The 26,219-nt window shown below is 66.1% G+C and carries 21 protein-coding genes; 9 read left to right on the top strand and 12 right to left on the bottom strand.

Annotated elements, in window-relative coordinates; genetic code table 11:
• The first annotated feature begins 419 nt into the window (after positions 1-419).
• From AC1Q6E_RS15595 to recR, 3 genes are read left to right on the top strand one after another with little or no spacing between them, the layout of a single operon-like run.
• Positions 420-2,564, top strand: coding sequence for a DNA polymerase III subunit gamma/tau (locus tag AC1Q6E_RS15595; protein ID WP_492573068.1), 2,145 nt, complete (start codon positions 420-422; stop codon positions 2,562-2,564).
• Positions 2,561-2,887 carry a YbaB/EbfC family nucleoid-associated protein gene (locus AC1Q6E_RS15590; protein ID WP_152800167.1) on the top strand — a complete coding sequence of 109 codons (327 nt, stop codon included), beginning with the start codon at positions 2,561-2,563 and terminating at the stop codon, positions 2,885-2,887. The genes AC1Q6E_RS15595 and AC1Q6E_RS15590 overlap by 4 nt, the downstream gene beginning before the upstream one ends.
• 10 nt (positions 2,888-2,897) lie before the next feature.
• On the top strand, positions 2,898-3,509 hold the full coding sequence (gene recR / locus AC1Q6E_RS15585) for a recombination mediator RecR (RefSeq protein ID WP_152800166.1): 612 nt from the start codon (positions 2,898-2,900) through the stop codon (positions 3,507-3,509).
• Between the two features lie 16 nt (positions 3,510-3,525).
• Here recR and AC1Q6E_RS15580 read toward each other — a convergent pair whose 3' ends face one another.
• From AC1Q6E_RS15580 to AC1Q6E_RS15570, 3 genes are read right to left on the bottom strand one after another with little or no spacing between them, the layout of a single operon-like run.
• Positions 3,526-3,738, bottom strand: a complete 213-nt coding sequence (locus AC1Q6E_RS15580) for a SlyX family protein (RefSeq protein WP_152800165.1) — start codon at positions 3,736-3,738, stop codon at positions 3,526-3,528.
• 12 nt (positions 3,739-3,750) lie between these two features.
• A complete protein-coding gene (locus AC1Q6E_RS15575; protein ID WP_296557891.1) occupies positions 3,751-5,142 on the bottom strand; it encodes an undecaprenyl-phosphate glucose phosphotransferase in 1,392 nt (463 codons plus the stop codon).
• An 11-nt stretch (positions 5,143-5,153) separates the two neighbouring features.
• Positions 5,154-5,942 carry a WecB/TagA/CpsF family glycosyltransferase gene (locus AC1Q6E_RS15570; RefSeq protein WP_152800163.1) on the bottom strand — a complete coding sequence of 263 codons (789 nt, stop codon included), beginning with the start codon at positions 5,940-5,942 and terminating at the stop codon, positions 5,154-5,156.
• Positions 5,943-6,337: 395 nt separating this feature from the next.
• On the opposite strand from AC1Q6E_RS15570, the gene AC1Q6E_RS15565 reads away from it, so the two are divergent.
• Genes AC1Q6E_RS15565 through AC1Q6E_RS15550 form a run of 4 tightly spaced genes read left to right on the top strand, consistent with a single transcriptional unit; the run spans position 6,338 to position 11,223 of the window.
• Entirely contained in the window at positions 6,338-7,069 is a 732-nt protein-coding gene (locus AC1Q6E_RS15565; protein ID WP_492573067.1) for an SLBB domain-containing protein, read from the top strand.
• Between the two features lie 11 nt (positions 7,070-7,080).
• Positions 7,081-8,547, top strand: a complete 1,467-nt coding sequence (locus tag AC1Q6E_RS15560; RefSeq protein WP_152800161.1) for a hypothetical protein — start codon at positions 7,081-7,083, stop codon at positions 8,545-8,547.
• A gap of 31 nt (positions 8,548-8,578) precedes the next feature.
• Positions 8,579-10,276 (top strand): FAD-dependent oxidoreductase, encoded by a 1,698-nt coding sequence (locus AC1Q6E_RS15555; protein ID WP_152800160.1) that lies wholly within the window; start codon positions 8,579-8,581, stop codon positions 10,274-10,276.
• Positions 10,277-10,278: 2 nt separating this feature from the next.
• Positions 10,279-11,223 (top strand): NAD-dependent epimerase/dehydratase family protein, encoded by a 945-nt coding sequence (locus AC1Q6E_RS15550; RefSeq protein WP_492573066.1) that lies wholly within the window; start codon positions 10,279-10,281, stop codon positions 11,221-11,223.
• Positions 11,224-11,235: 12 nt separating this feature from the next.
• Here the strand turns inward: AC1Q6E_RS15550 and asnB are convergent, their stop codons facing one another.
• Positions 11,236-13,128 (bottom strand): asparagine synthase (glutamine-hydrolyzing), encoded by a 1,893-nt coding sequence (gene asnB, locus AC1Q6E_RS15545; RefSeq protein WP_296557900.1) that lies wholly within the window; start codon positions 13,126-13,128, stop codon positions 11,236-11,238.
• Between asnB and AC1Q6E_RS15540 the strand changes: the two genes are divergently transcribed.
• Positions 13,118-14,323 (top strand): acyltransferase family protein, encoded by a 1,206-nt coding sequence (locus AC1Q6E_RS15540; protein WP_152800158.1) that lies wholly within the window; start codon positions 13,118-13,120, stop codon positions 14,321-14,323. The two genes, asnB and AC1Q6E_RS15540, sit on opposite strands and share 11 nt — an antisense overlap.
• A 20-nt stretch (positions 14,324-14,343) precedes the next feature.
• On the opposite strand, the gene AC1Q6E_RS15535 is transcribed toward AC1Q6E_RS15540, so the two are convergent.
• From AC1Q6E_RS15535 to tal, 8 genes are read right to left on the bottom strand one after another with little or no spacing between them, the layout of a single operon-like run.
• Complete coding sequence (locus tag AC1Q6E_RS15535; protein WP_152800157.1) at positions 14,344-15,516, bottom strand: glycosyltransferase family 2 protein; 1,173 nt, start codon at positions 15,514-15,516, stop codon at positions 14,344-14,346.
• A gap of 28 nt (positions 15,517-15,544) precedes the next feature.
• Entirely contained in the window at positions 15,545-17,881 is a 2,337-nt protein-coding gene (locus tag AC1Q6E_RS15530; protein WP_492573065.1) for a glycoside hydrolase family 5 protein, read from the bottom strand.
• On the bottom strand, positions 17,881-19,209 hold the full coding sequence (locus AC1Q6E_RS15525) for an O-antigen ligase family protein (RefSeq protein WP_492573064.1): 1,329 nt from the start codon (positions 19,207-19,209) through the stop codon (positions 17,881-17,883). Before AC1Q6E_RS15525 ends, AC1Q6E_RS15530 begins: the two co-directional genes overlap by 1 nt.
• Positions 19,210-19,223: 14 nt before the next feature.
• Positions 19,224-20,138: a glycosyltransferase family 2 protein gene (locus AC1Q6E_RS15520; protein ID WP_492573072.1), complete on the bottom strand. Its 915-nt coding sequence runs from the start codon at positions 20,136-20,138 to the stop codon at positions 19,224-19,226.
• Between the two features lie 5 nt (positions 20,139-20,143).
• A complete protein-coding gene (locus tag AC1Q6E_RS15515; RefSeq protein WP_492573063.1) occupies positions 20,144-21,352 on the bottom strand; it encodes a lipopolysaccharide biosynthesis protein in 1,209 nt (402 codons plus the stop codon).
• A 50-nt stretch (positions 21,353-21,402) separates the two neighbouring features.
• A complete protein-coding gene (locus AC1Q6E_RS15510) occupies positions 21,403-22,323 on the bottom strand; it encodes a polysaccharide biosynthesis tyrosine autokinase (RefSeq protein ID WP_152800153.1) in 921 nt (306 codons plus the stop codon).
• Positions 22,320-23,723 (bottom strand): GumC family protein, encoded by a 1,404-nt coding sequence (locus AC1Q6E_RS15505; RefSeq protein ID WP_152800152.1) that lies wholly within the window; start codon positions 23,721-23,723, stop codon positions 22,320-22,322. The genes AC1Q6E_RS15510 and AC1Q6E_RS15505 overlap by 4 nt, the downstream gene beginning before the upstream one ends.
• Before the next feature lie 41 nt (positions 23,724-23,764).
• Positions 23,765-24,718 (bottom strand): transaldolase, encoded by a 954-nt coding sequence (gene tal / locus AC1Q6E_RS15500; RefSeq protein ID WP_492573062.1) that lies wholly within the window; start codon positions 24,716-24,718, stop codon positions 23,765-23,767.
• 348 nt (positions 24,719-25,066) lie between these two features.
• Between tal and carA the strand changes: the two genes are divergently transcribed.
• A complete protein-coding gene (gene carA / locus AC1Q6E_RS15495; RefSeq protein WP_152800150.1) occupies positions 25,067-26,218 on the top strand; it encodes a glutamine-hydrolyzing carbamoyl-phosphate synthase small subunit in 1,152 nt (383 codons plus the stop codon).
• The last annotated feature ends 1 nt before the right edge of the window (position 26,219 follow it).

The following is a 26,219-nucleotide window of genomic DNA, read 5'->3' as shown; positions in this document are numbered from 1 at the left end:
AGGCCGCCCTCAAACAGCTGCGCCCTTGCTTCCCCGTCCACCCTGTCCCCACCGGCGGCTCCGAATGCGCCCCGCCCGCCCCCCGGCCCCGGCACCCCGGACAAGACCTGCACCGTTGGTCACCTAGCCATTTCAGTACGGTCGTCCTGTGCGATGAGAAAACCCCTTTGTCGTCTCTGGACCTTCGATCGTCACTCATCACCGTCGGTAGTCCTTGATCGGTGGGGTGGGGCGCCGATGCTTTACTAGCAGCCAACGAAGTTGGGTACGCCAATTTAAGACAACAGTGCTGGATCCAGGGTGTGGTGGATCCGGCTTTGCCGGTCCACCCGCATCGCCCACCTGAGGGGGCGCGCGTCAGCGCGCGGGGGGTGGGTTTCCCCATCGCCCGAAGGGCGTAGGGGGGTACAATATCCCCCATGACATATATGGTGCTGGCTCGTAAATGGCGGCCGCGTTCATTCGAGACGCTGGTCGGGCAAGAACACGTGGTGCGTGCGTTGACGCACGCGCTTTCCACGCAGCGCCTGCATCATGCCTGGCTGTTCACCGGCACGCGCGGGGTGGGCAAGACCACGTTGTCGCGCATCCTGGCCAAGTCGCTCAATTGCGAGACGGGCATCACGGCCGCGCCGTGCGGCCAGTGCCGGGCGTGCACCGAGATCGATGCCGGCCGTTTCGTCGACTACCTCGAGCTCGACGCCGCGTCGAACCGGGGCGTGGACGAGATGACGCAGTTGCTCGAGCAGGCGGTCTATTCGCCCACTTCCGGCCGCTTCAAGGTCTACATGATCGACGAAGTGCACATGCTGACCGGGCATGCGTTCAACGCCATGCTCAAGACGCTGGAAGAGCCGCCGCCCCACGTCAAGTTCATCCTGGCCACCACCGATCCGCAGAAGATTCCGGTGACGGTGCTGAGCCGCTGCCTGCAGTTCAACCTCAAGCAGATGCCGCCGGAGGCCATCGTCGGCCACCTGGAGCAGGTGCTGGCGCATGAGCAACTGCCGTTCGAGGTTCCGGCCCTGCGCCTGATCGGCCAGGCGGCGCGAGGTTCCATGCGGGACGCCTTGTCCCTGACCGACCAGGCCATCGCCTATAGCGCCGGCAACCTGTCGGAAGAGGCCGTGCGGGGCATGCTGGGCACGATCGACCAGCGCCATCTGGTGCGCCTGCTCGACGCGATCCGCGCCGCGGACGGCGCGGGGGTGGTGGGCGTGGCCGATGAGTTGGCGGCGCGCAGCCTGTCGTATGCCGGGGCGCTGGCCGACCTGGCGGTCATGATGTCGCGCATGGGCATGGCCCAGCGCGTGCCGGGCGCGGTGTCCGAGGATGATCCGCTGGCGCCGGACATCCAGCGGCTGGCGGGGGCGTTCTCCGCCGACGAGATCCAGTTGTTCTATTCCATCGCCGTGCACAGCCGTGCCGAGCTGGCGCTGGCGCCCGACGAATACGCCGGTTTCGTGATGGCCTGCCTGCGCATGCTGGCATTCACCGCCGAGCCGCAGGGGGCATCCCAGGAGGCACCGGCGGCGGCACCGCGTTCGGCCGCCTTGAAGGCGTCCCCGGCGGTGGCCGCGTCGATGCCGGCTTCGATGCCGGCTTCGATGCCGGCTTCGGTTCCGGCTACGCCGCCGCCCTCCGCGCCGCCGGCAGCGCGTCCGCCCGTTCCCCCCGCGCCCGCCCGTGCGTCGGCGGCCGCCGAAGCGCTGGCCGCCGCCCGCAACATGTCGATGGCCGGCAACAAGCGCGCGCCGGCAGCGGCGCCCGTTCCCGCCAGGCCTGCCGGCAATACGGCGCGGACCGCGCCGGCGCCGTCCTCGCCCCCGGACGGGGCGGGTTCCGACGAAGACGGCCCGCCTGCCTGGCATTCGGAGGTCGAAGCCGGGCTGCGGGACGACGAGGTCGCGGCCGCGCGTCCCGTCCCCGGCCCGATGGGCGGGCGGGACGAGGCGCCGTCTCCATCATTCGCGCCCGACGATGCGGCTCCTCCGGACGTGATGCCGGTGGCCGCGCGTCCCGCGCCGGCCCCCCGGCCGCCGGCGCAGGCTTCCGAGCCCCCGGCGGTACGGGAAGCGGCCGCCGTGCCGGCCCCGCCCGCCAGGCGGGCCGGGCCTGCCCGCAGCGACGGCGCTGGCGAACCGGGGGGCGGCTCCATTGCATTGAACGAGCCGTGGCCCGTGCTGGCGGCGCGGCTGCCCATCAAGGGCATCGCCGCCCAACTTGCGCAGCAAAGCGAGTGGGTGGGCGTCGAAGGCGGCACCGTGGTGCTGCGGGTCGCGACCCGGACGCTGGCCGAAGGCGCGGGCGTCGAACGCCTGCGCACCGTGCTCGAACAGCATTTCGGCGTGCCGTTGCGGCTGCGTTTCGAGATCGGCCAGACCGGGGACGCCACCGCCTTCGCGGTGGCCGAGTCCGAACGCCAGGCGCGCCAGGCTGAGGCCGAGCGCGCCATCCTGGCCGACCCCTTTGTCCGTGAATTGCTCGATAGTTTCGGCGGCCAGATCGTGCCCGACTCGATCCGCCCGGTATCTTCCGAATCCAAACAAGGAACCCAACCATGATGAAAGGACAGCTTGCCGGTCTGATGCGCCAGGCGCAGCAGATGCAGGAAAACATGAAGAAGGCGCAGGAAGCGCTGGCCGACATACTTGTCGACGGCGAGTCGGGCGGCGGCCTGGTCAAGGTGACCATGTCCTGCCGCAACGACGTCAAGCGGGTTGCCATCGATCCCAGCCTGCTGGCCGACGACAAGGACATGCTGGAAGACCTGGTGGCTGCCGCGCTCAACGACGCGTTGCGCAAGGCCGAGGCCACGAGCCAGGAAAAGATGTCCGCCCTGACCGCCGGCCTGCCTCTGCCTCCGGGCATGAAGCTGCCTTTCTAGGCGGGACGGTATGGCAGGCGATCGATTCGTCGGGCCAGCGCCGCTGTCGGTGCTGGTCGATGCCCTCAAGCGCCTGCCCGGGGTGGGCGCCAAGTCGGCGCAGCGCATGGCTTATCACCTGTTGCAGCACGACCCGCACGGCGCCAGGATGCTGGGCCAGGCGCTGGGCGATGCCGTCGATCGGCTGCGCCACTGCGCGCGCTGCAATACCTTCACCGAGTCCGAGATCTGCGAGACCTGCGCCAGTCCGCGACGCGACGCCAGCCTGCTGTGCGTGGTCGAGACGCCGGCCGACCAGAACATGATCGAGGCCAGCCACAGCTACAACGGGCTGTATTTCGTGCTGATGGGCAGGCTGTCCCCGCTCGAGGGCGTGGGGCCGAACGAGATCGGCTTCGACCGCCTGCTCGAACGGGCCACCGACGGCCTGGTCAAGGAAGTCATCCTGGCCACCAACTTCACCACCGAGGGCGAGACCACCGCCCACTATCTTGCCGAGCTGCTGCGCGCGCAGGGGCTGGGCGTGACCCGGCTGGCGCGCGGCGTTCCCGCCGGCAGCGAGCTGGAATACGTCGACGCCGGCACCATCGCCTGGGCGCTGATGGACCGCCGCGCGCCGTAGCCGCGCTTGTCCGTTTTCAGTAGTGCGGAGGGATCTCGTCGCGCAGCGATGCCGGCGCGGCCAGCCCCTGCGCGCTCTGTTCCCTGACCCGGGCCAGTTCCCGCGCCAGCGCATCGATCTGTTGCTGCTGGCGGAAGACCAGTTCGTTCAATTGCTCCACCATGTCTTCCATGAAAGCGAGTTTGATCTCGACTTCCATCAGTCTCTGGGGGGCGGGAGTATCGGGCATGAGGGGCTGTCGTCAATACGCCTTGCTGTCGTGGACGACCAGACGCAAGGTCATGAAAAGAATGCGGATGTCCAGCCAGGGCGACCAGTGCTGGATGTAATAGCGATCGTACTCCACCCGCTTCATCATCTTGTCCAGCGTATCTGTTTCGCCGCGCAGGCCATTGACCTGAGCCCAGCCCGTGATGCCTGGCTTGACCGTGTGGCGCAGCATGTAGCCGCGTATCTGCTGCCGGTAGAACTCGTTGTGTTCCGATGCGTGGGGACGCGGGCCGACCAGGCTCATGCTGCCATTGAAGACGTTGAACAGCTGGGGTAGTTCGTCCAGCGACGTGCGGCGCAGGACCCGGCCCACGGGGGTGATGCGCGGGTCGCCACGGGTGGCCTGGCGGATCTTGCCGGGGTCCGGCTGATGCGTGTACATGGACCGGAACTTCATGACCTGGATCGGTTCGCCGTCCAGGCCGTAGCGGGTCTGGCGGAACAGGATGGGGCCGGGCGAACTCAGCCGCACGAGGGCCGCGATCACCAGCATGGGGATGCCCGCCGCGAGCAGCATCAGGGTGGCGAACAGCAGGTCCATGCAGCGCTTGATGCCCCGCGCGAGGCCGAGGATCTGGGTGTCGTGCAGGCGCAGCAGGGGCACGCCCGCCATGTTGCTGACGCTGACCTCGAAATCGCCCAGCGCAGGCGATTCCGGGACGAGGTAGATGGCAGACGTCGAGTCGCCCAGTTGATTCAGGATGGGCTGGGCGTAAGGGCTTTTCATCAGGGTCATGCTGATGAAGGCGACGTTGGATTTCTGCTCCTTCAGGTGTTCGACGGCCTGGGGCAGGGTTCCCAGGTAAGGCAGCGACTCCAGCGGCTCCGCCCGCGGAGTGTCGTCGAAGTACCCGTCGACGAGGATGCCCATGGCCGGCGAGCGGCGCAGCCGGATGGCCAGGGTCTGGGCCTGGAAGCCGGGCATGATGAAGACGGCGTGGCGGACGTACTGGCTGGCGCCGTAGAGGTGCTGCGCGCTGAGGCGCATCAGCGCGAGGCCCGGCAGCAGCGCCACGGGTGTCAGGAAGGCCCAGGTCTGCAGGGTTTCCCGGCCCAGGTCGCGGTGTTCGATCGGCAGCAGGATGAAGGCGAGCAGTGTCACCATGACCACCTGAGACCAGGTCAGGATGGCGCGCCACAGCATGAATGTCATGGTGCGGGTGCTGAGCAGCTGTTCGAAGCGGTAGTAGGCGATGCCGGTGGCCAGGGCGATGACGAGCAGCAGCGCCCCGTCCTCGTTCGAGGGCTGCCGCCCGAAATAGAGGCTGGTGGCGGCATGGCAGAGCAGCGCGATCATGGCGGCGCCGACGGCGGCCATGCTGAAGAACATGCGCTGGTGGGAGGGGAGGCGGCTGGTAGCCATGATGTTTCCTGTCAGCGGTCGCGAACGCCAGAGCGGTATTCCCGCCAGCAGATGGCGAAGAATCGGGGGTCTTCCTTCAGATAGCGCCGCCACAGCCGCCCAGGGTTGCTGAGCAGGCGCCAGAGCCATTCCATTCCCATCCGCTGGACCAGGCGAGGCGCGCGCCGCTGCAGGCCGACGGCGAATTCCATGGCCGCGCCCACGCACAGTACCAGTCCGTGGGGGAGCGTGGCGGCATAGCGGCCGGCCCAGGTTTCCTGCTTGGGCATGCCCAGGCAGACGAAGACGAGGTCGGGCGCCAGGGCGCGGATGCGGTCCGCGGCTTCGCGCCCTTCGTCGCCGAGCGGATCGAATCGCATCGACGGCGTCATCACCGTGACGTCGATGCCGGGATACGTGGCCGCGAACCGGCTTTCCAGCATCGGCCCGTCGCCGGGCATGCCGCCCAGTATCGCGATCTTCCAGCCATGCGCGACGGCCTGCCGGCACAGCGCGACGAACAGGTCCGAGCCCGTCACGCGTTCCGGCAGCGGACGGCCCAGCAGCCGGCTGGCCCAGACGATGGGCATGCCGTCGGCGAACAGATAGGCGGCCTGGCGGTAGATGGGCTGGAGATCGGGCTGTTTGTCCAGGCGCACCACATGGTCGACGTTGGGCGTCGACACGATGCCCGCCGGACCGCGCCGGCTGGCGACGGCGTCGGTCAGGATCGCCACGGCCTCGGAGAACGAGGCCGCGATGATGTCCAGGCCGAAAAGGCGCATCCGGACGATATCTGGCTGGGCTGGGTGTGTAGGCATGTTGAAATGGGAGACGGGTCTATGGGCGCCGGGGATAGACCGGCGCAAATAGCTGGAGAGGTCCGCCGGGTCAATGGGGTAGGATGCTACAAAAATTTTCCTGCAAGTGGATAGCTTGGCATTGTTTGCTGTTAGGTCGTAGCCTGATTCTGCGAGAATGTTGCACTGCGTTCCATCTCGAGCTCCTCCTCGTATAATCATTTCGATGATTTTAGCGGTACATCCGCTACTTCAATGGAGTCGTTTTGAGGCAAATACGTAAATGCCTGACGGGTTTATGCGGGCTGTTCCTGGCTCTGGCGGTATTTCAGGCCGCGTCGGCGGCCGATGATCTGCCACACCCCGGCCGTCTGGCACCGGCATCCATCATTCCCTCCGCGGTTGAAGGCGGGGCCGTGGCATCGGTGGGGCCGGGCGATACCCTCTACCTGACGGTCTACGGGCAGCCGGAACTGGCTGCCCAGGTCACGATCGATGTACAGGGGCGTATCGTGGTGCCTTTCCTGGGCGAGATGGCCGTCGGGGGGGAGGCCCCCTCGGCCATCGCGAAGCGCATCGCCGACGGTTTGCGGCAGCGTGGATATCTGAATGACCCGCAGGTCGCCATCGAGGTGATCCGGGTGCGCAGCCGCATGGCCTCGATTCTTGGAAACGTCTCGAAGCCGGGGCGCTATCCCATCGAAGGAAGCCTGACACTGCTGGAGCTGGTCGCCCAGGCCGGAGGCCTGAAGGATGGCGCGGACGACGTCGCCGTCGTCCTGCGCAAGGATCTGCAGGCGCAGGGGGGGCAGCAACGGCTGGAGCGCACGATCGGCAACAGGTATCTGCCCAGCCGCCCCATCGAGGATCTGGAGCTCCAGGCTGGCGATGTGGTGTATGTGCCACAGGCCAAGGTCTTCTACATCTACGGGGAAGTCACGCGCGCCGGGGCTTATCCGATGGAGCCCGAACTGAATATCATGCGCGCGTTGTCGCTTGCCGGCGGCCTGACCCAGCGGGCTTCCGAGCGCCGCATCAGCGTCAGCCGTCCAGATCCGCAGACGGGCGAGCAGCGCAAGCGCCGCGTCAACCTGGACGATCCGGTCGCTCCCGGCGACGTTATCTACGTCGACGAGCGCTTCTTCTAGCCGGACCAGGCGTGCGCGCGCACCAGCGTCCCCTTTTCTGGCAACCGGCGGCACACTGGACGGCGGTTGCCCTGTTGTCCGCCGTGTCGCCGGCCCTGGGGGCGCAAGCCGGCGCGGATTCGGTGATCGACGCGGTCATCGCCAAGACCGTGGGCCCGGTGGCGCCGCGGCAGGAGGAGCGCGCCTTGCCGGAAGGCCCGGCCGAAGAGGAGCGGACCGCGGCAGTGAAGGCGCCGTCTGTCCGGCAAGGGATGGGCGCGGGGTCGCCGGTTTTCCCCGAGGGCATTGAATATTCGGTACAGATTTCCCGCGTTATCCAACAGATCAGCAATCCCTACCGTTTGCCGGACACGGCCGGGGACCTGCGGCGCAGTGATCTCGCCGTGGCCGACGAAGTACGGGCTGCCGCGATCATTCCATTGCTGTCCGAGCGGACGAGGTTGTTGGCAGCGGCGGCCTTCGGCAACGTCGACTACCGGGACCAGAGCCGGCTCGACTATCGTCCCCACTCTTTCAAGACGACACTGGAATGGCGTGCCGGCGATCTGCTCCAGGGCAGCGTCTCGGCCTCCGACCGCGTGCGGCTCAATCGCTACATGGCCACTAGTTGGCCGGATCGCGATCTCCTCAAGCAACGGGCATTCGGCGCGGACGTGGGGCTGCGGATCACCGAGTCGTTGACCCTGCCGGTCGTCAGCCTGTCCCAGGCATCTACCCGCAACGAGTTCGCGTTCAATCAGCAGCTGTACAACCGCGACGACAGCAAGGTGCAGATCAGCGGGGTGTACATGGGCAGGGACGAGTCCTACGTGATGGCGGGGATATCCCGGGTCAGGAGCCGCTACCCGGACAGAACGCCTCTGCAGATACAGCAATTGGACCGCGCCTACACCGACACCGAGTATTTCGTGAACGGCATGTGGCAGTACAGCCCAAAGACTTCACTCGAAGCCTATGCGGGGTGGCGCCAGCGCCGCTATGCCACGCTTGCGGATCGGAGCATCGATTTCGTCACCGCCGATCTGCGCGCGCATTGGGACTACTCGGTCAAGACGGCATTTCTCGTCCATCTTTGGCATCAGCCGTTTGGCAATGAGGAAGACCCGACGATTCTGTACTCGACCCTGACCGGGGGCCGGCTTACCATGCGCTGGAGCCCGGGCGAAAAGACCTGGTTGTCGCTGAACGTCGTGCGCGAACGGCAGCGGAACTATCGGACGACAGCCGGTGGGGCGAACGAAACCATGAGCTGGAGGTTCGGGCCCCGTCTGGAGTGGCGGGTGCATCGCAACATCCTGCTGACGCTGGATGGCTGGCGCGAGCATGTCAGCGGTGCGGGATATCCTGGCTATGGCAGCACGGTGATCCGGGCGGGGATCTCCTTCGATATTGACAACGGTTCGAAACAGGCCGCGCGTCTCCACGTGCGTGAAGAGTGCGATCCTCCCCGTTTCCTGGATACGCTGCTCTGTCGCTAGCCTGCCGATTTCAATCTTACGGACGTCATTCATGATTCTCGACGCCAACGATGTAGAGAATGGCGCATGCGTCACGGCTGATGTATGCGTGGTCGGAGCCGGCGCGGCCGGGATCGCGATTGCGTTGTCCTTGCTGGATAGCGGGGTGGACGTACTGGTGCTCGAGTCCGGGGGGCTGGAGGATAGCCGGGAAACTCAGTCGCTGTACGCGGGCACGGTCGAAGACCCGGCGATGCACAGCCCGCCAGACCGGTATCGCCAGCGGAGGCTGGGGGGCTCGACCACTATCTGGGGGGGACGCTGCATGCCGTTCGATCCCATCGATTTCGAGGCCCGGGACTATGAGGCCTTCAGCGGCTGGCCCATCGGGCTTGCCGAGCTGGCTCCGTTCTATCCGCAGGCGAACGTGTTGTGCGAAGCGGGCCGGTTCGCCTATACCGCCAGGGAGGCGTTCCCGGACGGCGGACGCCCGATGATCGCCGGCTTCGAGGGACAGGCGTTCTCCACGGATACGCTGGAACGTTTCAGTTGTCCGACGGACTTCGGCAGCCGCTATCGAGCGCGGCTGTCGTCTTCCCGGACCGTGCGCGTGATGTGCCATGCGAATGTCACCGCCATGAAGCTGGACGCGGCTGGCCGGCGTATCGAGGAACTGGAGGTCAAGACGCTGCCTGGCAAGTGCTTTCGTGTGCACGCCCGGCGCATTGTCCTGGCGGTGGGAGGGCTGGAGTCGGTGCGGCTGCTGCTGAACAGCCCCGGAGCCAGTGGCCGGGGGCTCGGCAACGGGCATGACGTGGTCGGGCGCTACTACATGTGCCACCTGGCCGGCACGATCGGCACCCTGGTTTTTCGGGACGGCGTGGCCGTCAATCATGGCTACGAGCTGTCGCCTGACGGAGTCTATTGCCGGCGTCGGTTCGCCTTGCGCGAGCCGGCACAGCAGGCCCTGCGGGCTGGCAATTTCGTGGCGCGGCTGCACCACCCCCGGATGACGGACCCCGCGCACCGCACGGGTATTCTGTCGTTGCTGTACCTGGCGCGTTTCATGATTCCCTACGAGTACGGCAAGCGCCTGCATGGAGGCGAACCGATCCGGCTACGAAGTGCGGTCGCCCATCTGCGCAATGTGCTCGCCGACGCCGGGGGCATCGTGGCCTTTCTTTGGCATTGGTTCAGGGATCGCACGCTGGCTGCACGGAAATTTCCCTCTGTCATCATCCACCCTCGGCGGCCGCGCTATAGCCTGGATTTTCACGCGGAGCAGGAGCCCAACCCGCAAAGCCGCGTGACGCTGGGAGCGGAGCGGGATCCCTTGGGGCTGCGGCGCCTGCACGTGGATTGGCGATATTCATCGCAGGATGTCCATACGGTGCAAGCGTCCCTGGCTGCCCTGGCCGATGATATCCGCGCGTCGGGGGCCGGCTCTTTCCAGTTCGAGCAGGATGAGGTCGAACGGGAAATGTTGCGCTACGGCGCCTATGGCGGCCACCATATAGGAACTGTCCGGATGGGAACGGATCCGCGTACCAGCGTGGTCGATACCGATTGCCGCGTGCACGAGGTGGACAATCTCTACGTGGCCGGCTCAGCGGTCTTTCCTACATCCAGCCAGGCCAATCCAACGCTGACGATCGTCGCCCTGGCCCTGCGCCTTGCCAGTCACTTGCGGGCCGTCACGGTCGATCGCGCCGGAAACACCGCGGAAAGTCCGGTACAGAAGGGGGCATGAAGATGAAGTCTCGCATTTTGATTCTTGGCGCGACGGGCTATGTAGGCCGGTCGTTGGTGGCGAGGCTGGCGCGTTCCGATTGGGCGCAGCCGGTGGCGGGCGTGCGCCGGGCGGCCGACTTCGGCGATGTTCCGACCGTCCTGTGCGAGGCGACTGACGCGACGGCGCTCGGGGCTGCGCTGCGCGATGTCGACGGCGTGGTGAGCTGCGTGGCGGGCCCGGCGAGCGTGATGGTGGCGCATGCCGAGGCGCTGGCCCGCGCGCTGGCGGCGACTCAGGCGCCTCCCCGGCTGGTATTCCTCAGTTCCATGGCCGTATACGGCGACGCGGTCGGCCTGGTCGACGAGGCCTGGCCGTTGTCCGGTGAGGGAGATTATGGGCAGGCGAAGGTCGCCGCCGAGAACACGCTGGCTGGCGTGGAGGATGCCGTTGTGCTGCGTCCCGGCTGCATCTTCGGACCGAAGAGTCCACAATGGACGGAGCGGATTGCCCGCCTTCTCGTGGCACGCCGCCTGGGGGACCTGGGGGCGATGGGGGACGGTTGCAGCAATCTGGTCTTCGTCGACGATGTGACCGCCGCCATCGAGGCCGCGCTGCGGAGGCCGCGGGATGCGGCTTCGCGGGCCTTCAACCTGGCGATGCCGGATGCGCCGAGATGGAATGACTACTTCATGGCATTCGGCGAGCGGCTCGGAGCGGTACCGGTGCCCCGCATCCCGGGTTGGCGCATGCGCATGGAGACCCGCCTGCTGGCGCCGCCGCTGAAGGTGCTGGAGATCGTGGCGGCCCGCCTGGGGAGGCGAGGGGGCGTGCCGCCGCCGATCCCGCCCTCGCTGCTGCGCCTGTGGGGCCAGGACATCAGGCTCGACGTCTCGAAGGCCACGCATGGGCTGGGCGTCCGCTGGACGCCGCTGGACGAGGGGTTGAGGCGGGCCGCGGCGGCTTGATGCCGTGGCGGCCTAGGCGCGTATGTCTTCGATCAGGAACCAGCGGATGAAGTTGATCCAGCGCCACACCTGCCAACTGAAGGGGGTCTTGCCGCTCATGATCCGTTCGAGATCGGCCTGCAGGGCTGGCGTATTGAAGAATGGAATCCTGTCCGCCTCGCCTATCCACGTCCTGACCTGGGGCAGGATGTCGCGCAGCCAGTTCTGCTCGGGGGTTTCGAAGCCGATCTTGTCCCGTCGGGTCAGGATGGCTTCGGGCACGATTCCACGCAACGCGACCCGCAGGACGTGTTTGGTCTCGCCCTGGGGCGAAACGAGGTAGTCCTCGGGCAAGGACAGCAGCAGTTCCGCGAAGCCGCCCGTCAGGAAGGGAACGCGGTTCTCGATGGAGAACCGCATGGCGTTGCGGTCCCCCTGCCGCAGCAGCGCGGGCAGGCCGCGACGGGAGATTTCCGTGCCCAATTGCTGGATCACCCTGCGGCCGGGGGGAGCGGAGCCGGGGACGATGCGGGGGTAGTCGGATCGAATGCCCGCCTCGTCGAGCAGGGCGTTGCGCAGCCAGGGGGGGGCAACGGTCTTGCCGATGCGGGCACGGAGCGCATGATAGGTGCGGTCGCCCATCCAAAGCGAAGCGGTATGCCGGAGCAGGTGCATGCCATCGCGGCCCGGCCAGGTTTTCCAGCGTCGGAAGAAGCTCAGCGCATCTCCGAACCTGCCCGTTTCCAGCAGGCTCATCAGCCGATAGGCGGGATACCCCTGGTATCCGGCCAGGAGTTCGTCGGCTCCCTGTCCTTCGAGCATGACGGTCAAGCCGTGTTCCCGGGCCGCGCGAAAGACGCGGTACTGGGCATAGATGCTGGTGCTGCCGAAGGGTTCGCCCTGGGCTCGGATCAGATCATCGAGATCCCTTGACAGATCCTGGGGGTGAGGGGTAACCGTGTGCACGTTGGCACCAACGTGCGTATTGACGAGCTCCATCCAGCGGGCTTCGGATTTTGGCGAATCGCCGGCGATGAAGCCCACGGTATGTATGGGCAGGTCGGGCTCGATGAAACGCATCCCGCACACGATCGCCGACGAATCGATCCCGCCGGACAGCGCCGCGCCGACCGGGACGTCGCTGCGGAGGTGCAGGCGGATATTGTCGAGGAATGCCTCCCGGACTCGGTCGACCGCATCGTCGAAGGACAGCGCGGCGGCGGGCGCAACCGGGGGGGACCACCAGGTGGAGACGGAGGGGGCGTGGCCGGAGCCGGGCCGCCATTGCAACAGATGTCCCGCGGGCAGACGGTTGACGCCTGCGACGAAGGTCGTGTCGGCGTTGTCGTACACGCCGTGGACCAGATAGTCGCTGGCGCTTTGCCAGTCGAGGCGTGCGGGTTCGTCGGCCAGCACGCGCAGGGCGCGTTGTTCCGAGGCGAAGAGCAGGCGTTCGGGATCATGGCGCCAGAAAAGCGGCTTGATGGCGAACGGGTCGACGGCCAGGGTCAGCAGGGCGGCCTGGCGATCGAACACCGCGAAGGCGAACATGCCGGTGAGCCGCGGCAGCGCCGCCGTCCCCCAGGCTTCCCAGGCCGTCAGCAGCACCTCGGTGTCGGTGTCGGTGGAGAAGGCGTGGCCCTGCTGAGCCAACTCCTGGCGCAACTCTCGGTAGTTGTAGATTTCGCCATTGAAAGACAGGACGTACCGGCCATTGCCGGAGATGCGCGGCTGATGGCCCGCCGGCGACAGGTCCAGGATGGACAGCCGGGTATGGCCCAGCGCCAGGCTGCCACCCGCGACGGCATCCAGATTCAGGCCGCAGTCGTCGGGGCCCCGATGGTGCAGGGAGCGGACCGCTTGCCCCAGGATATCGTCCAGCCTCGAGGGCGAACGTTGCCACCAACCTCCCAATATGCCGCACATAGTTATTTTTCCGGTCTATATCGACTTGCCGGATGGTACGCGATTTTCGTCGATCTCCGGCGTCCGGCCTGCCCGGCATCCCGGGGCGGTAAACTTGCTCCGGCATTGCTGGACGCCTTTTCCCGTCGGTGTTTCTTACCAGGATCCCATGTCCCCTTCGTCGCACTACATTCCCGCCCTGGATGGCTTGAGGGCAGGCTCGATTTTGTTGGTCTGGCTGTCCCATGCCTGGTTGGGGCATTTGGTTCCGGGTGGGCTGGGCGTGACGGTCTTTTTTTTCATCAGCGGCTACATCATTACCCGCCTCATGCTGCGCGAGTACGGCGCAACGGGAACGCTCGACATTCGCGCGTTCTACGTGCGTCGCTTCCTGAGGCTGATGCCGGCGTTGTGCGTCTTCGTGCTGATCGGCAGCATCGTCCTGGCGTGCGTCGAAGGCCGTGTCCCGCTGCTCGATCTTGCCGCCGCCCTGTTCTATTTCAGCAACTACTGGACCATCGGCGGCCATTTCATGGACGGGACCCTCATCTCGCCATTCTCGATCACGTGGTCGTTGGCGGTGGAGGAGCACTACTATCTTGTCTTTCCCTGGTTGTTCGTGATGCTGGCCCCCCGCGGGGCATGGCTGGCGCGCACCGTCCTCGCGCTGATCGGCGCGGTGCTGCTGTGGCGCTTCGCGCTTGTCGCCCTCAACGGACCCGACATCCTGGTATCGCGGCGCCTGTACATGGGAACCGACACCCGGGTGGACTCCATTCTCTATGGCGCCATCTTTGCCTTGCTGGCCCACGCCCGTCCCGGGTTGATCGGCCGGCTGGCTGGTCCCGTGCCTTTCTTCGTGGGCTTCAGCCTGCTGCTGTTCACCCTGATCTATCGGGATGCCTTCTTTCGCGAGGTCATTCGATATTCGGTCCAGGGGGTGGCGCTGGCCTGTATGTTCGCCTACCTGGTGTTCGGCCGTGGAGTATTAACCCGGTTTCTGTCGTCCGCGCCGATGACGTACATCGGCCGTATCAGCTATTCGCTGTATCTGTATCACTGGCTGGTTTTTGTGATGGTCGATGCCTGGATGGGCGGCAGTCCGCTGTGGGCAAGGATGGCCGTCATGGCCGCGGGATCCTGGACCGCCGCACATCTGTCATGGCGCTACGTAGAAAGCGCCGGAACCCGTTTGCGTGGCATGCTCCTCGGTTGAGACTCGGCGGCGGGCGGGCGTCATGGCTTGTCTCGATCGGTCCGGATCCAGTCGCGGTTGCCGCGCTGCCGGATCAGGGTGATGATTTTCCAGATGACGAAAAGAGGGGCATAGGCCAGGGACAGGAGCGCGCGCCCACCCAACGGACACAGTTGCCACCCGCGCAGGACATGCGCGGCGAGGATGGCGACAAACAGGATGGCCACGAGCAGCCAATTCGCGGACAGGCCCAGGGCGATACCCGCGCCGGCCAGCGCGGCCAGGATCACTGCTCCCGCGCCGAGGTAGCCGATGGGTGGCGTGAGGAGATCCAGCGCCAGTTCGAGCGCGCAGGGATCCCGGCGCGCGATGGCGCGCCGCAATAGCGGGCCGGCGTACCGTTTTGCCACTGCGTAGCGTCCACTTTCCCAGCGCTGGCGCTGCGAGCGGGCACTGCGCTCGGCACTGACCAGTTCCGCATCGGCGCTGGCTTCGTCCACATAGTGCACACGGATGCCGGCCAGCCCCAGCCTGACCCCGTATTCCAGGTCTTCCGCCATTGAGTACACGTTGAACGGGTGCTCGTCCAGCAATGCGCGTGTCAGGCAGATGCCGTTTCCGCGCAGCCCGCACGACAGTCCCAGCCGTTCCCGGCTGCGGGAACGCACGGCGTGGAATGCGCCATAGGCAATGGTCACGATACGGGTACGCCATGAGTCGTCAGGGTTCAGCACGCCATAGTTGGCTTGCAAGGCCTGGGCGCCGGTTTCGATGCGGGCCGCAAAGGCCGCGAGCAGATTGGGGGAGACGACGGTGTCGGCGTCGACGACGACCGCGGCGTCCGCCCCGCTGAGCGACATCTGGGAGAAACCGAAGGCAAGGGCGTAGCCCTTCCCACGCCGCGTGGCGTCCTGGCGTTCGATGACGTCCGCGCCGGCCTGGCGCGCGACCGCGGCGGTATCGTCGCTGCAATTGTCGGCAATCACGACGATGCGGTAGCCGGGCCAGTCGAGCTGGCGCAGGCTGGCGACGGTGCGCGCGATGACCTGGGCCTCGTTGTGTGCGGGAACGAATACGTCGAAGCGCAGATTCCTGTTCGTGGGCCGGGGTATCCGCAGCCGCGCCGAGCAGAGCGTGAGCAGCGCCAGATAGGCGCAGGGTAGGGCGAGCAGGATCGCCAGCGAGAACAGCGAGAGGGAAAGGAGAGCGGTCATGGAAGCACTACCGGAAAAATTGGCGCGGCTATGGGGTGGCGACGACTTCGTACCAGGGCGCCGTTTCAGCGGCTGTGTATTGCAGGTCGACGATCGCCCGTCCGCCTTCGACGCGGACACGCGCGGGTGGCAGTGCAGGGGTGCGCCGGCCTTCGCCGTCCAGCGGGAATATCTCGATCCGGCTGGCCTTCGACGGCCAACTGACCTGCATACGATGGGCGGCAAGCCACGCAGGCGGCTGGGCGTTGCGTGATCCCGACACGGAGCCGGGGGACTGCGGGTCGGGTTCCAGCGTCCATGAGTCCGAGCCGCTGGGGTGGCGAACCTGCGCCTTGGGGCGAGCCGGTATGGAGCCCGGCTGGGTTCCGACCGTGGCGGTGCCCAAGGTCAGCAACAACCCGCGTGCGGAGGCGACCGCCTCGTTGTCCAGGGTGCTGAGCGTGACGGCAGCGGCAAAGGCGGATGCCGGTGGCGCGTGGGCGACCCGCAGGCCGCCCGCTTCGGCGCTTCGTTCGTCCGTCGGGCCGTAGTAGCCCAGCAGGCGGGGGGCGCGGAGCGTGAGCACCTTGCGTTTGGGATCGTAGTCCGCGGCAGCGGGGGCGGCGTTGTCCGGCGCTGTCGCCAGGAGAGACGTGAGACCCGGCGACACCGCGATCCGGCGCTGCCAGATGTCCGCGGTGGATAGCCCGTACAAGCCGGCCAGGTAGCCATCGGTGCGGTCGGTGCCATCCGGCGCCAGGCCACGCGCGGTAAGGAGGGCCTGCAGCGCCACGGGCATGGGCAGCGTCAAGGATGCGGCGGGCGACGGGAGCCAGTTCTCCCGGAACAGTCGCGCGCTTTGACCGACATTGACGAATTTGCCCCAATCGCCGCTCAGCCCGAAATTGGAGGGGGCCTGGCTGCCGCTGGGGTTTTCCCCATAATCGAAGAAAAACAGCCCATCCCAATCCTGAAGCGAGGCGTAGGCGGCAACCAGGGGGACGATTTCTCCCGCCGGTCCGCTGGGAAAGGGATGATTGAACTCGCTGACGACGAAGGGTTTGCCTGCCTGCCGCCTGAATGACGACAGACGCAGCATGTCCATGTGCTTGCCGGTCAGCGATACGTTCCAGATGCGCCAGTTGCGGATGTTGCCGCTGCCCTGGACGAAGTCTGGATGGTCTACGTAGAAATGATCGTCCAGATAGTCCATGCCTTCATGCGACGTCAGGTTCAACAGCCCGCCATAGCCGACCTGGGTGCCTGTCACGGGCACGTCGAAGCCGGCGCTGCGGCGTACCGCCTGGCGCATCCGGTCCAGATACCGGCGGTCCTGGTCTGCGAGGAACTGGACGAAATCAAGTATGCGCCGGGCGGGAGGCTTGACGGCCGGCGCCGGCGCCGGATCGCTGATCAGCGCACGAGCGCGGCGCTCGACCTTCTGGAACAAGGCATCGAAGGCGGTGGAGGTTCGCTGTGCGTCGGCGGGTGAAGGCAGCTCGAGCGGGCCGGCGCGGTTGGTGCAGTCCTGCCACGCCGCGCACGCGGCCTGGGCCGAGCCGTACTGCCGGGAGACCCAGTCGCGCCAGGCCTCCAGCAGGATATCGCGGTACGCCGCGGGTACTGCGTCCCGCCATTCGTTGCGTTGCCAGGCCGCCAGCAGCGAGGATTCATTGTTGATCTCGACCATTCCCAGCGCGGGATTGTCGCGCAGGCCCAGCCGGTCGATGGCCTCTTCGGCGAATTTCTCTTGCAGCGCGACCATGCGGGGATGGTAGACCACGATGGGACTGGCGATGGGCCGTTTCATCCGATCCGCTTCGTAGGCCGGCACGGCATCCGCGTCGGGGCGGAAGCGATACCCTACGTGCAGGTTCAGGTTCACGTAGATGCCTTCCCGGGAGAAGGCTCGAATGAGGTTGCGCAAGCGCTCGACCGCTGCTTCGTTGAACGTGGGGTAGGGGCCGGGCGTCAGCAGGCTCGCCGGTGCATCGGTCGACGTGCCGGGCGATGTATCCAGGTGGTGGAGCCGCACGGCATTGAAACCCAGTTTTCGAAGCCTCCGCGCCAGTCTCGGCGCTTCTTCCGCTCTCGGGAAATTGGCGCCGAAACTCAGATTGATGCCGAACAGGCGGACGCGTTCGTCATCGTCCGTGTTCCAGCGTCCGTCCGGGCCGGCGCGATAGAAGTGGCCGTTGCGTGCGGACAGGCGGGCTTGCGCATCCAACGGCGCATTGAGCGCGGATTGGTCGGGAGCGCCGCCCAGCGCGTTCTCGTCGATGGCAAAGGGGTAGAGCGCCGGTGGGGGCGCATCGGTGCCGTGCGTCGCTCCCGCCAGCAGCAACCCCAGGGAAAGCAGCGAGCGAGCGAAGAAGAGGCGGGGCATCAGCCTGCTCCCCGCGGCGCGCCCGGCATCGCGTCCCGCACCCGATTGTGCGCGGACAGCAAGAGCGACGAATAGATGAGGAGACAGTTCTGGAACAGTACGCCGCTGAAGAACTGCGACTCGGACAGGTTCGAGACCAGGATCAGCAGGAAAAAGGCTCCGTGCAAGGCGGCGAGGTCGCGGTCGTGGCGCCCCAGCTGGATCAGGCTCGCAAGATGCCAGAGCAGCATCGCCGCGAACAGGCATACGCCGATCCACCCCAGTTCGTTGAGCAGATCGATATAGCCGTTGTGGGCCTGCAGGGGAATCCAGTTCAGAGCATCGATCACGTACTGCGAGGGACTGCCGATGTTCAGCCAGAAGGCACCGTACCCAATGCCTTGGATGGGGTGGCGCGCGATTTCCTGCTGTACGAGCACCCAGAGCTCGGTCCGGCCGGTCAGGTCCGGGCTTTTGTTGAGGAGGGAAAGCAGGGGGGCGGCCAGGTCGTCCCAGCCGGGCAGGCGGCCCAGCGCCAGGAACGCGAGCAGCAGGACCAACGCAACTGCGATGCCCAAAACCAGCCCGATCTGGGGCAAGGCATACCGCCCGCCGAGATAGGGCTTGCGCAGGAACAGGAAAAAGCCGCTGCCAAGCAGGCCGGACAGCAATGCCGTCGAACTGCGCGACATGACGAGCATGAACAGCGCGAATACCAGAAGGGCAAGCTGGCCTCGCCGGTCTCCGTCGTTCCGCGCGATGCGATAGACGCCGAGCACGGTGGCAAAGCAGGCGACGACGCCCAGCGTATTCTTGTGCCAGAGGATGCCGTGCCAGCCGCCTTCGCGCAGCCGGTCGATTCCAACCGACGGAAACAGCAGGACGACAATGAACGAGACGATCAAGAGGGCGATGAGCGCCCGGTGGAGAACGCGCGCAAAAAAATCGTGGGACACGAACGGCAGTGTCAGCGAGAGGCCGATCAGCACCAAGCCCATTTGCTGGATCGAGCGCTTGACGGTGACTTCCGGATAGGGAGACCACAAGACCGTCAGCGCCGCCCAGGCGATCACGGCCAGCAGGAAAGGATTGGCCGTTCGCAGCACACGGAAGGTCCAGCGGCCATGATGCCAGGCCTGTATGGCCGCCAGAAGGAACAGCGGGCCGAACACGGCCTGCAGCCAGATCGAGCCCTCGGAGAAGCTGGCATCGGCCAGCGTGTTGTTCGCTAGGAAGTCGATGGTCCGTATGAATGGAAAGGCCAGGCTGACGACGATGAAGGCCGCGAGCAGCCCCTTTTCCCAGGGGGGAACGATGGCGGTGGCGTAGGGGCGGGGCGAGGCATGCATCGGGGGCGGATTCCTCACACCGCGTATTCGAGATACCTGTGGCCCGCCAGCGCTCCCAGCTTGCCCAGTTGCGCGCATGCCGTGCGCAGCCAGCGGATGCCGCGCGCCTTGGAGAAGGGCAGGCAGGCCAAGGCGAGCGCGCCCGCGATGAGCAGTTGCGCCGTGGCGCGCAGGCCGAGCCAGAGGGTTCGGCCTGCGCGGTCCCATCCCCGGCGCCGCGCGAGGTCGGAGCGGATGAAGCTTTGTCCGCCACGATAGCCCCGGCGCAGGATCCATCGCAGGTTGGCGCGGCTGGGGGGGACTTCCTCGCTGACGCGGGCTTCTTCGCTCCAGATGATCGTCGCGCCCGCAAGCTCCGCGTCCCGGAACAGCATGGTGTCCGAGCCGCCGGTGACGCCAAAGGCAGGATCGAACGGCCCCTTGAGCCGCGCCAGCATCGCCGCGCGCAGCAGGCAATTGCCGGAATAGGCCTGCGTATATCGCAGGCGGGTACCGGTGGGCATCGAGGGCGCGGCGAAGAATCCTCCCCGGGCCATCCAGTCGGGCGCGTCCGGCGGGAGCCGGCCCTCGACCGGGCCGATCACGACATCGGCCTGGGAGCTGCGTTGAGTCTGGATCAACTGCGCCAGCCAGGCATCCGACGGCTGTTCGTCATCATCGATGAAAACGATGAATTCCCCTCGCGCTGCCTGCACGGCCGCATTGCGGGCCAGCGCGATATTGGGTTCAGGAACATGCAGGGGGCGCAGTTCGAACGGAAACGTCGCGCGCCAGGTATCCAGGACCGAGGCGGCCGATTGTTGGGGGTCGTTGTCGACGACGATGAGTTCGCAGGTCAGTCCAAGGCGGTCCTGTCTCGCCAGGTCGGCGAGAAGGGTGTCGAGCAAGGCGGGGCGCCTGAATGTGCAAAGGCAGAGGCTGATGTCCATGGATGTCATGTTCCGGTGTGCTGCCGATGGCGTCCGAGATAAACGGCTCCGAGATAGGCGGCGCCAAGTATTTCCACCAAGGTTACCGAGAAAATCGCGCCCGCCATGCCCAGGCTGGGCAGGCTCACGGAAAGCGTGACCAGCATGATGGCCAGGCCCGCCAGCGAAGTGTGCAGCAACGGCAGATAGTTGTCTGTACTGATCAGCAGCGTCGTGCAGATCGAGCGGAGCGTGAATGACGCGAAATAACACGCCCATCCCAGCACGAGATGTTCGAGGCCCGCGTAGTGGGGGCCGAGCACATGGGCGGTCAGCCAGGGCAGCCCCAGCGACAGGAGGCTGACATAGCAGCCGATGCCGACCAGCATGGACAACATCGATCCCAGTGCCAGCTTGCGCGTGGCCGAGTGGTCGTGGTTGGCGTGTTGCCGGCTGAACAAGGGCAAGGCAATGCGTTGCCAGGCGACGACCCCCAGCATGATGGGCATCAGCAGGAGGCGCGATGCGTTCAACTCGGCCGTGGCGGCGACGCCGAGCCATAGGGCGGCCGCGTAGAGGTAGCTGTAGTTGACCACCCAGGAGGCGAGGGCGCCAGCCAGTCCCAGGCGGCCGCGCTTCCAGATGTCCAGGAAAAGGGTGCGGCGTGCATCGCCCAGGGGGGGGGCGGGAAGGCGGCGTTGCCCCACCTGGGCCGCGATGCACGCCAGCGTGAGCGCGGTCATGACGACGGGCAGGGTGAGGTGGCCGGTCAGGACGGTGGCCGTGATCAGGATGATCAGGGCGAGGCCATAGCGCAGATCCGCTTTCAGCACCAGGTCCGGCCGATGGTCCAGGAATAGCAGTCCTCGCCGGAATTCCCGCAAGGCGTTGGCATAGACATACGCGCCGAATGCCAGGCCGGTCGCCAGTGCATCGGCTTGCTGGTGGGAGATGCCTATCGCCAGGGCGCCCAGCCCGGCCAGTGCCGACAACGCCAGGGCCAGCCGGCCTTGCAGCGAGGACGACGCGCCGATCATGGGGAGGCGGTTGGCGAGGTTCCCGTTATTGAGCCTGGTCGTCAGTGGATTGATGATGAGCGAGTCGCTCACCGACACGACGAACAGCGCACCGACGTAGAGTTGGGCGTAGATGCCATAGGTCTCCTTGGTCGCCAGACGGATCAGGACCAGGCCAAGGGCGAGGTTCAATGCGCTGAGCCAGGCCTGGTCGATCATGGAGGTCGCCAGGCTGAGGAGAAGACGCTTGCGGGGCACTGCGGTCGGCCTCAGGAAACCGTGCGGCGTGAGAACAGGCGCCGGGGCCGGTTGGCCGGGGCATTGGGGGAGGCGTTGTAGATCGAGCCCAGCGCTTGGGCGCCCGTGTGCGCGAGTTCGCCGCGCATGGCCTGCAGGGCGTCGAGCGAGGTCAGGTCGCGCCGGACGACCGATACGTAGCCATCCGTTTGCCGCGCGATGATCTGGGCGTCGGAATACCGGTTGGCGGCCGGCGAGTCGATGACGAACAGTTCGAATCGGTCCGAGAACGCTTTCAGCAGGTGCTTGAGCGCGGGTTCGAGCAAGAGTTCGGTCGGGTTGGGAGGCAGCGGGCCGGCATCGAGCACCGTCAGCGCGGGGAAATCGGGTAGCGGGGCATCCAGGATGGCCGGAGAGCGGCCCGCCAGGATGGTCGACAGGCCTGTCTGGGCCCGTTGCCCGGACGCCAGCAGTCCGGTCTGGCCCGATTCCCGCAGGTTCCCGTTGACCAGCAGGGTCCGCTTGCCGGCTTGGGAAAAGGCGACGGCCAGGCTGGCGGCCAGATAGCTCTTGCCCTCGCCCTGCTCGGGGCTCACGACGGTGAACGCATAGGAGAGCGCGCTGGAGGGAATCTGCGCGGCGATCCCGGCGCGGATCTGCCGGATGGCCTCCGCTTCCTTGCCATACGGCGAGCGGGCGATAGCGAGGTGCGCGAAGAGTGTGGACCCGTCGGCCTGCGATCGGGCGTAGTTGAACTGGTTTGCCAGGATGTCCTGCACTTCGCGTTCGGACAAGAGCCCCAACTGGATGGCGGCTTCGCCGAAGCGGATGTTTGCGGTGGACTGCAGGCCGATGATGCGGCCGACCTGCTCTTCGTTCAGGCGGCCTGTTCGGATCAGGACCTCGCCCATGGTTTCCTGGGAGAGCGGAAGCGTCGAAACGTAGGGGGTCATACGCGTTCCTTGCCCTGATGGGTGCCGATTTGACCCAGAAGCGGATCCGGAATGGAGCGGCGCAGATCGTCCAGGCAGCGAACCTTGCGGTGGCGCAGTTCCTGCAGGAACGCGAAGCTCAAGGCGATAAACAGGCCCGCGAGCAGGCTGGCGACGAGGTTGGAAGCGAGCCGCGGACGCGACGGCGAGGTCGGGAGCGCGGCCTCCCGGAGCACGGCCAGATTGGGCGCGGTGATGTTGCTGGCCATGAGCAGGCCGTCGTACTTTTGCAGCGCCGAGCGGTAGACCTGCTCGACGCTGGCTTGCTGGCGTTGATAGGAGGCAATGCGGTCACGATATTGCAGTTGTTCGAGAACCTTGCTTCGCTGTTGTTCGATCTGGCGTTGCAGGTCGCGCTCCTGTGCCGCAAGCTGGTCCGCCTCCGCGCCTGTGCTCTGGTATGCCAGGCGTGCGGCGGTTTGGATCCGCTGCTGAAGCTCGCGGCGCTCGGCCTCCAGTCCCAGCAGGGTGGGATGCCGGCTTCCGAGCGTCGGCCGGATTTCGTTGAGGCGGCGGTCGATTTCGTTCAGGCGGCTGCGCATGTCGTTGAGCGGGGTGATCTGCGACGTGATCGGAAGCTGCTCGACAGGGGTGCCCGCCCGGACCGAGCCTTGCAAGGAAGCAAACCGGGTCTGGGCTTCGAGGCGGCGGGTCTGGACCACGCTCAGGGCGTTGGTCAACTGATCGAGCAACTGGGCATCGCGGTCAGTGTTCTCGGTGTCGCCGATCAGTCCCGTCTGCTGCCGGTATTGCGTCAGTTTTTCCTGGATCGTATCGGCTTCGGCACGCAGGGTGTCGAGCTGGGCGCTGTATTGCTCGCGCAGCGACCGCGCCGACGATGAGGCGACGCGCAGGGTGACATCGACATAGGCGCGCACGACGGCATTCGTCATCCGTTGTGCCTCGTCGGCGCTCGGGGCGTCGTAGGAAACGGAAAGAACACGGCTGTTCCGGGCTTTTTCGACCTGGGTGTTGCGTACGAGCCGCTCGACGAGCTGGTCCTTGGCGCGGGCCACTCCGTGTTTCTGTGCCTGTTCGCGGTATTGGACCGTTTCGTCCAGGCCCTGGGCGCGGATGACTTCCTCGGCCACGACATGACTGCGAATCATGTCGATCTGCGTTTGCATATAACTGTCGTCGAGCATCGCGGACAGGCCGCGGCCGCTGATCGGGTCATTTTCCTTGTAGTCGATATACAAGTCGGAAGAGGCGGTCCACACCGTTGGCAGCAGCAGGGTGACGCCCATGCCCAGCAGCAGGAAGGCCAGGGTGATGGCGAGGATCTGCCTTTGCCGCGCACGCAGCATGGCGGCGATTTGCTGGAGGGTAAGGAGCGTCGAGGTGTCAGGGGTCGGATTCACGGTGCCTGAGTATTCTTGCCTGGAGATGGAAGGGCGGGATACTAGCGGGTATTTTGCCCGACGATCAATTGATCTAGTTTTCTGGCATCGGCAACGAACACCCGGATTCCTTCGGCCAGTTTCTCGGTCGCCATCGCGTCTTCGTTGAGCTGGAAGCGGAAAGCGGCTTCGCTCGTGTCGATCGGGGCCGGCGGCGTTGCCGCGTCGGGCATGAGCCTGCGCGGGGCATCACCCCCCGTTGACTGCAGGGAGGCAAGTAGTTCCGGACTGATCGTCAGGAGGTCGCAGCCTGCCAGGGCGAGGATTTGGCCGATATTGCGGAAACTGGCGCCCATGATCTCAGTTGAAATGTCCCGGGACTTAAAATAATGGTAAACGCGTGCGACCGACTGCACCCCCGGGTCGGCGCCACCGGCATGGGCCGCTTCGTCCCAGGCCGCGCCCTGGTTTTTCTTGTGCCAGTCGTAGATGCGGCCGACGAAGGGCGAAATCAGTTGTGCCTGCGCCTCGGCGCAGGCGACGGCCTGCTCCAGCGAGAACAGCAGGGTCATGTTGCAGCGCACTCCCTCGCTTTGCAGCACGCGCGCGGCCTGGATGCCTTCCCAGGTCGACGCGATCTTGATCAGCACCCGTTCCCGGGGGATGCCCGCGGCGGCGTACAGCGCCATGATGGCACGGGCGCGCTCGATCGTGGCGCGGGTGTCGAAGGACAGGCGGGCGTCCACCTCGGTGGAGACCCGGCCCGGCACGATGTCCAGGATGGCTTGGCCGAAGGCCACCAGCAGGCGGTCCATCCGTTCGGCCGTGGAGGCGCCCGCATGGTCCCGCGCCACCCGGTCCAGCAGGGGGCGGTATTCGCTTTTCTGCACCGCTTTCAGGATCAGGGACGGGTTGGTCGTGGCGTCGGTGGGACGGAACGTCCGCATGGCCTCGAAGTCGCCCGTGTCGGCGACGACGGCGGAATGCTGGCGCAGGGCTTCGAGCTGGTTGGACACGGTTCCTCCGAATAACAGGTTCTATAAGCTATAATTGTAAGGTTTGACGTTCAAATTTCACGTCCTCCCCTTAGCGCGTACCCCGATCCCCGCTGCTGATTCGTACAACCGCGTGCTGCAAAGTCATCTTTTGCGGCCGTAGCCGTCGAAGGCCTGGTGCCGCCACACGATTCGCCGTCCCGTGCCCGTTTTTCGGTGCCCGCAGGGCGGCGGCGAGTGGTGAGCAGGCACCGCGCCAGGCCCGCGCAGGAAGCTGCGCAAGAATGGCTGACCGGGTTGTGCCGCCCGACACCTTGCGGCGCCTGTTGGCGTACCCTCGGGAGGAGGACTCCATTCGGAGATTCTCTCTTGTTGCCGTCTCTCTTTCCCGAGACTACCCCCGCAATACTGGCGCTTGCCGACGGCACGATCTTTCGTGGCACGTCCATCGGGGCGCCTGGCCATGCAGTGGGCGAGGTCGTGTTCAATACCGCCATCACAGGGTACCAGGAGATCGTTACCGATCCCAGCTACAGCCGCCAGATCGTAACGCTCACCTATCCCCACATCGGCAATACCGGCATCAACGACGAGGACCGCGAGGCCGCCAAGGTCCACGTAGCGGGCCTGGTCGTGCGCGACTACTCGCTGGTCGTGTCGAATTTCCGCTCGCAGCGTTCGCTGTCGGACTACCTCGTCCAGCAGAACGTCGTGGGCATCGCCGGCATCGACACCCGCAAGCTTACCCGGATCCTGCGCGACAAGGGCGCCCAGAACGGCTGCGTGTACGCCGGCAGCGACGAGCAGGAAGCCCTGCGCCTGGCGCGCGAGTTCCCCGGCATGTCGGGCCTGGACCTGGCCAAGGTCGTGTCCGTGGACAAGGCCGGCGAGTGGACCGAAGGCATCTGGCGCCTGGGCGCCGGCCATGCCCCCCAGGGCGATGGCCGCTTCCACGTCGTCGCCTACGATTTCGGCGTGAAGTGGAATATCCTGCGCCTGCTGGTGGACCGCGGCTGCCGCGTCACCCTGGTGCCGGCGCAGACGCCGGCGGCCGAGGTGCTGGCCCTGAATCCCGACGGCGTGTTCCTGTCCAACGGCCCTGGCGACCCCGAGCCCTGCGACTACGCCATCGAGGCGACCCGCGCCTTCTTCGAGCGCCGGGTGCCGGTGTTCGGCATCTGCCTGGGCCACCAGATCATGGGCCTGGCGTTGAACGCCAAGACGTTGAAGATGAAGCTGGGCCACCACGGCGCCAATCATCCGGTCAAGGACGTCGCCAGCGGCCGGGTCTTCATCACCAGCCAGAACCACGGTTTCGCCGTCGATCCCGAGACCCTGCCGGCCAATACGCGCGTCACGCACGTGTCGCTGTTCGACGGCTCGCTGCAGGGCTTCGAACTGACCGACCGGCCGGCGTTCTGCTTCCAGGGCCACCCCGAGGCCAGCCCGGGACCCCACGATATCGTTGTGCTGTTCGATCAGTTCGTGCAGCTGATGCAAAACAGCAAGCAACAAGGTTAAG

The organism is Pigmentiphaga sp. MLSB6-MA01 (assembly GCF_058793475.1).
The sequence above is the reverse complement of the archived record's forward strand: the minus strand, read 5'-3'. Positions and strand labels throughout refer to the sequence as shown.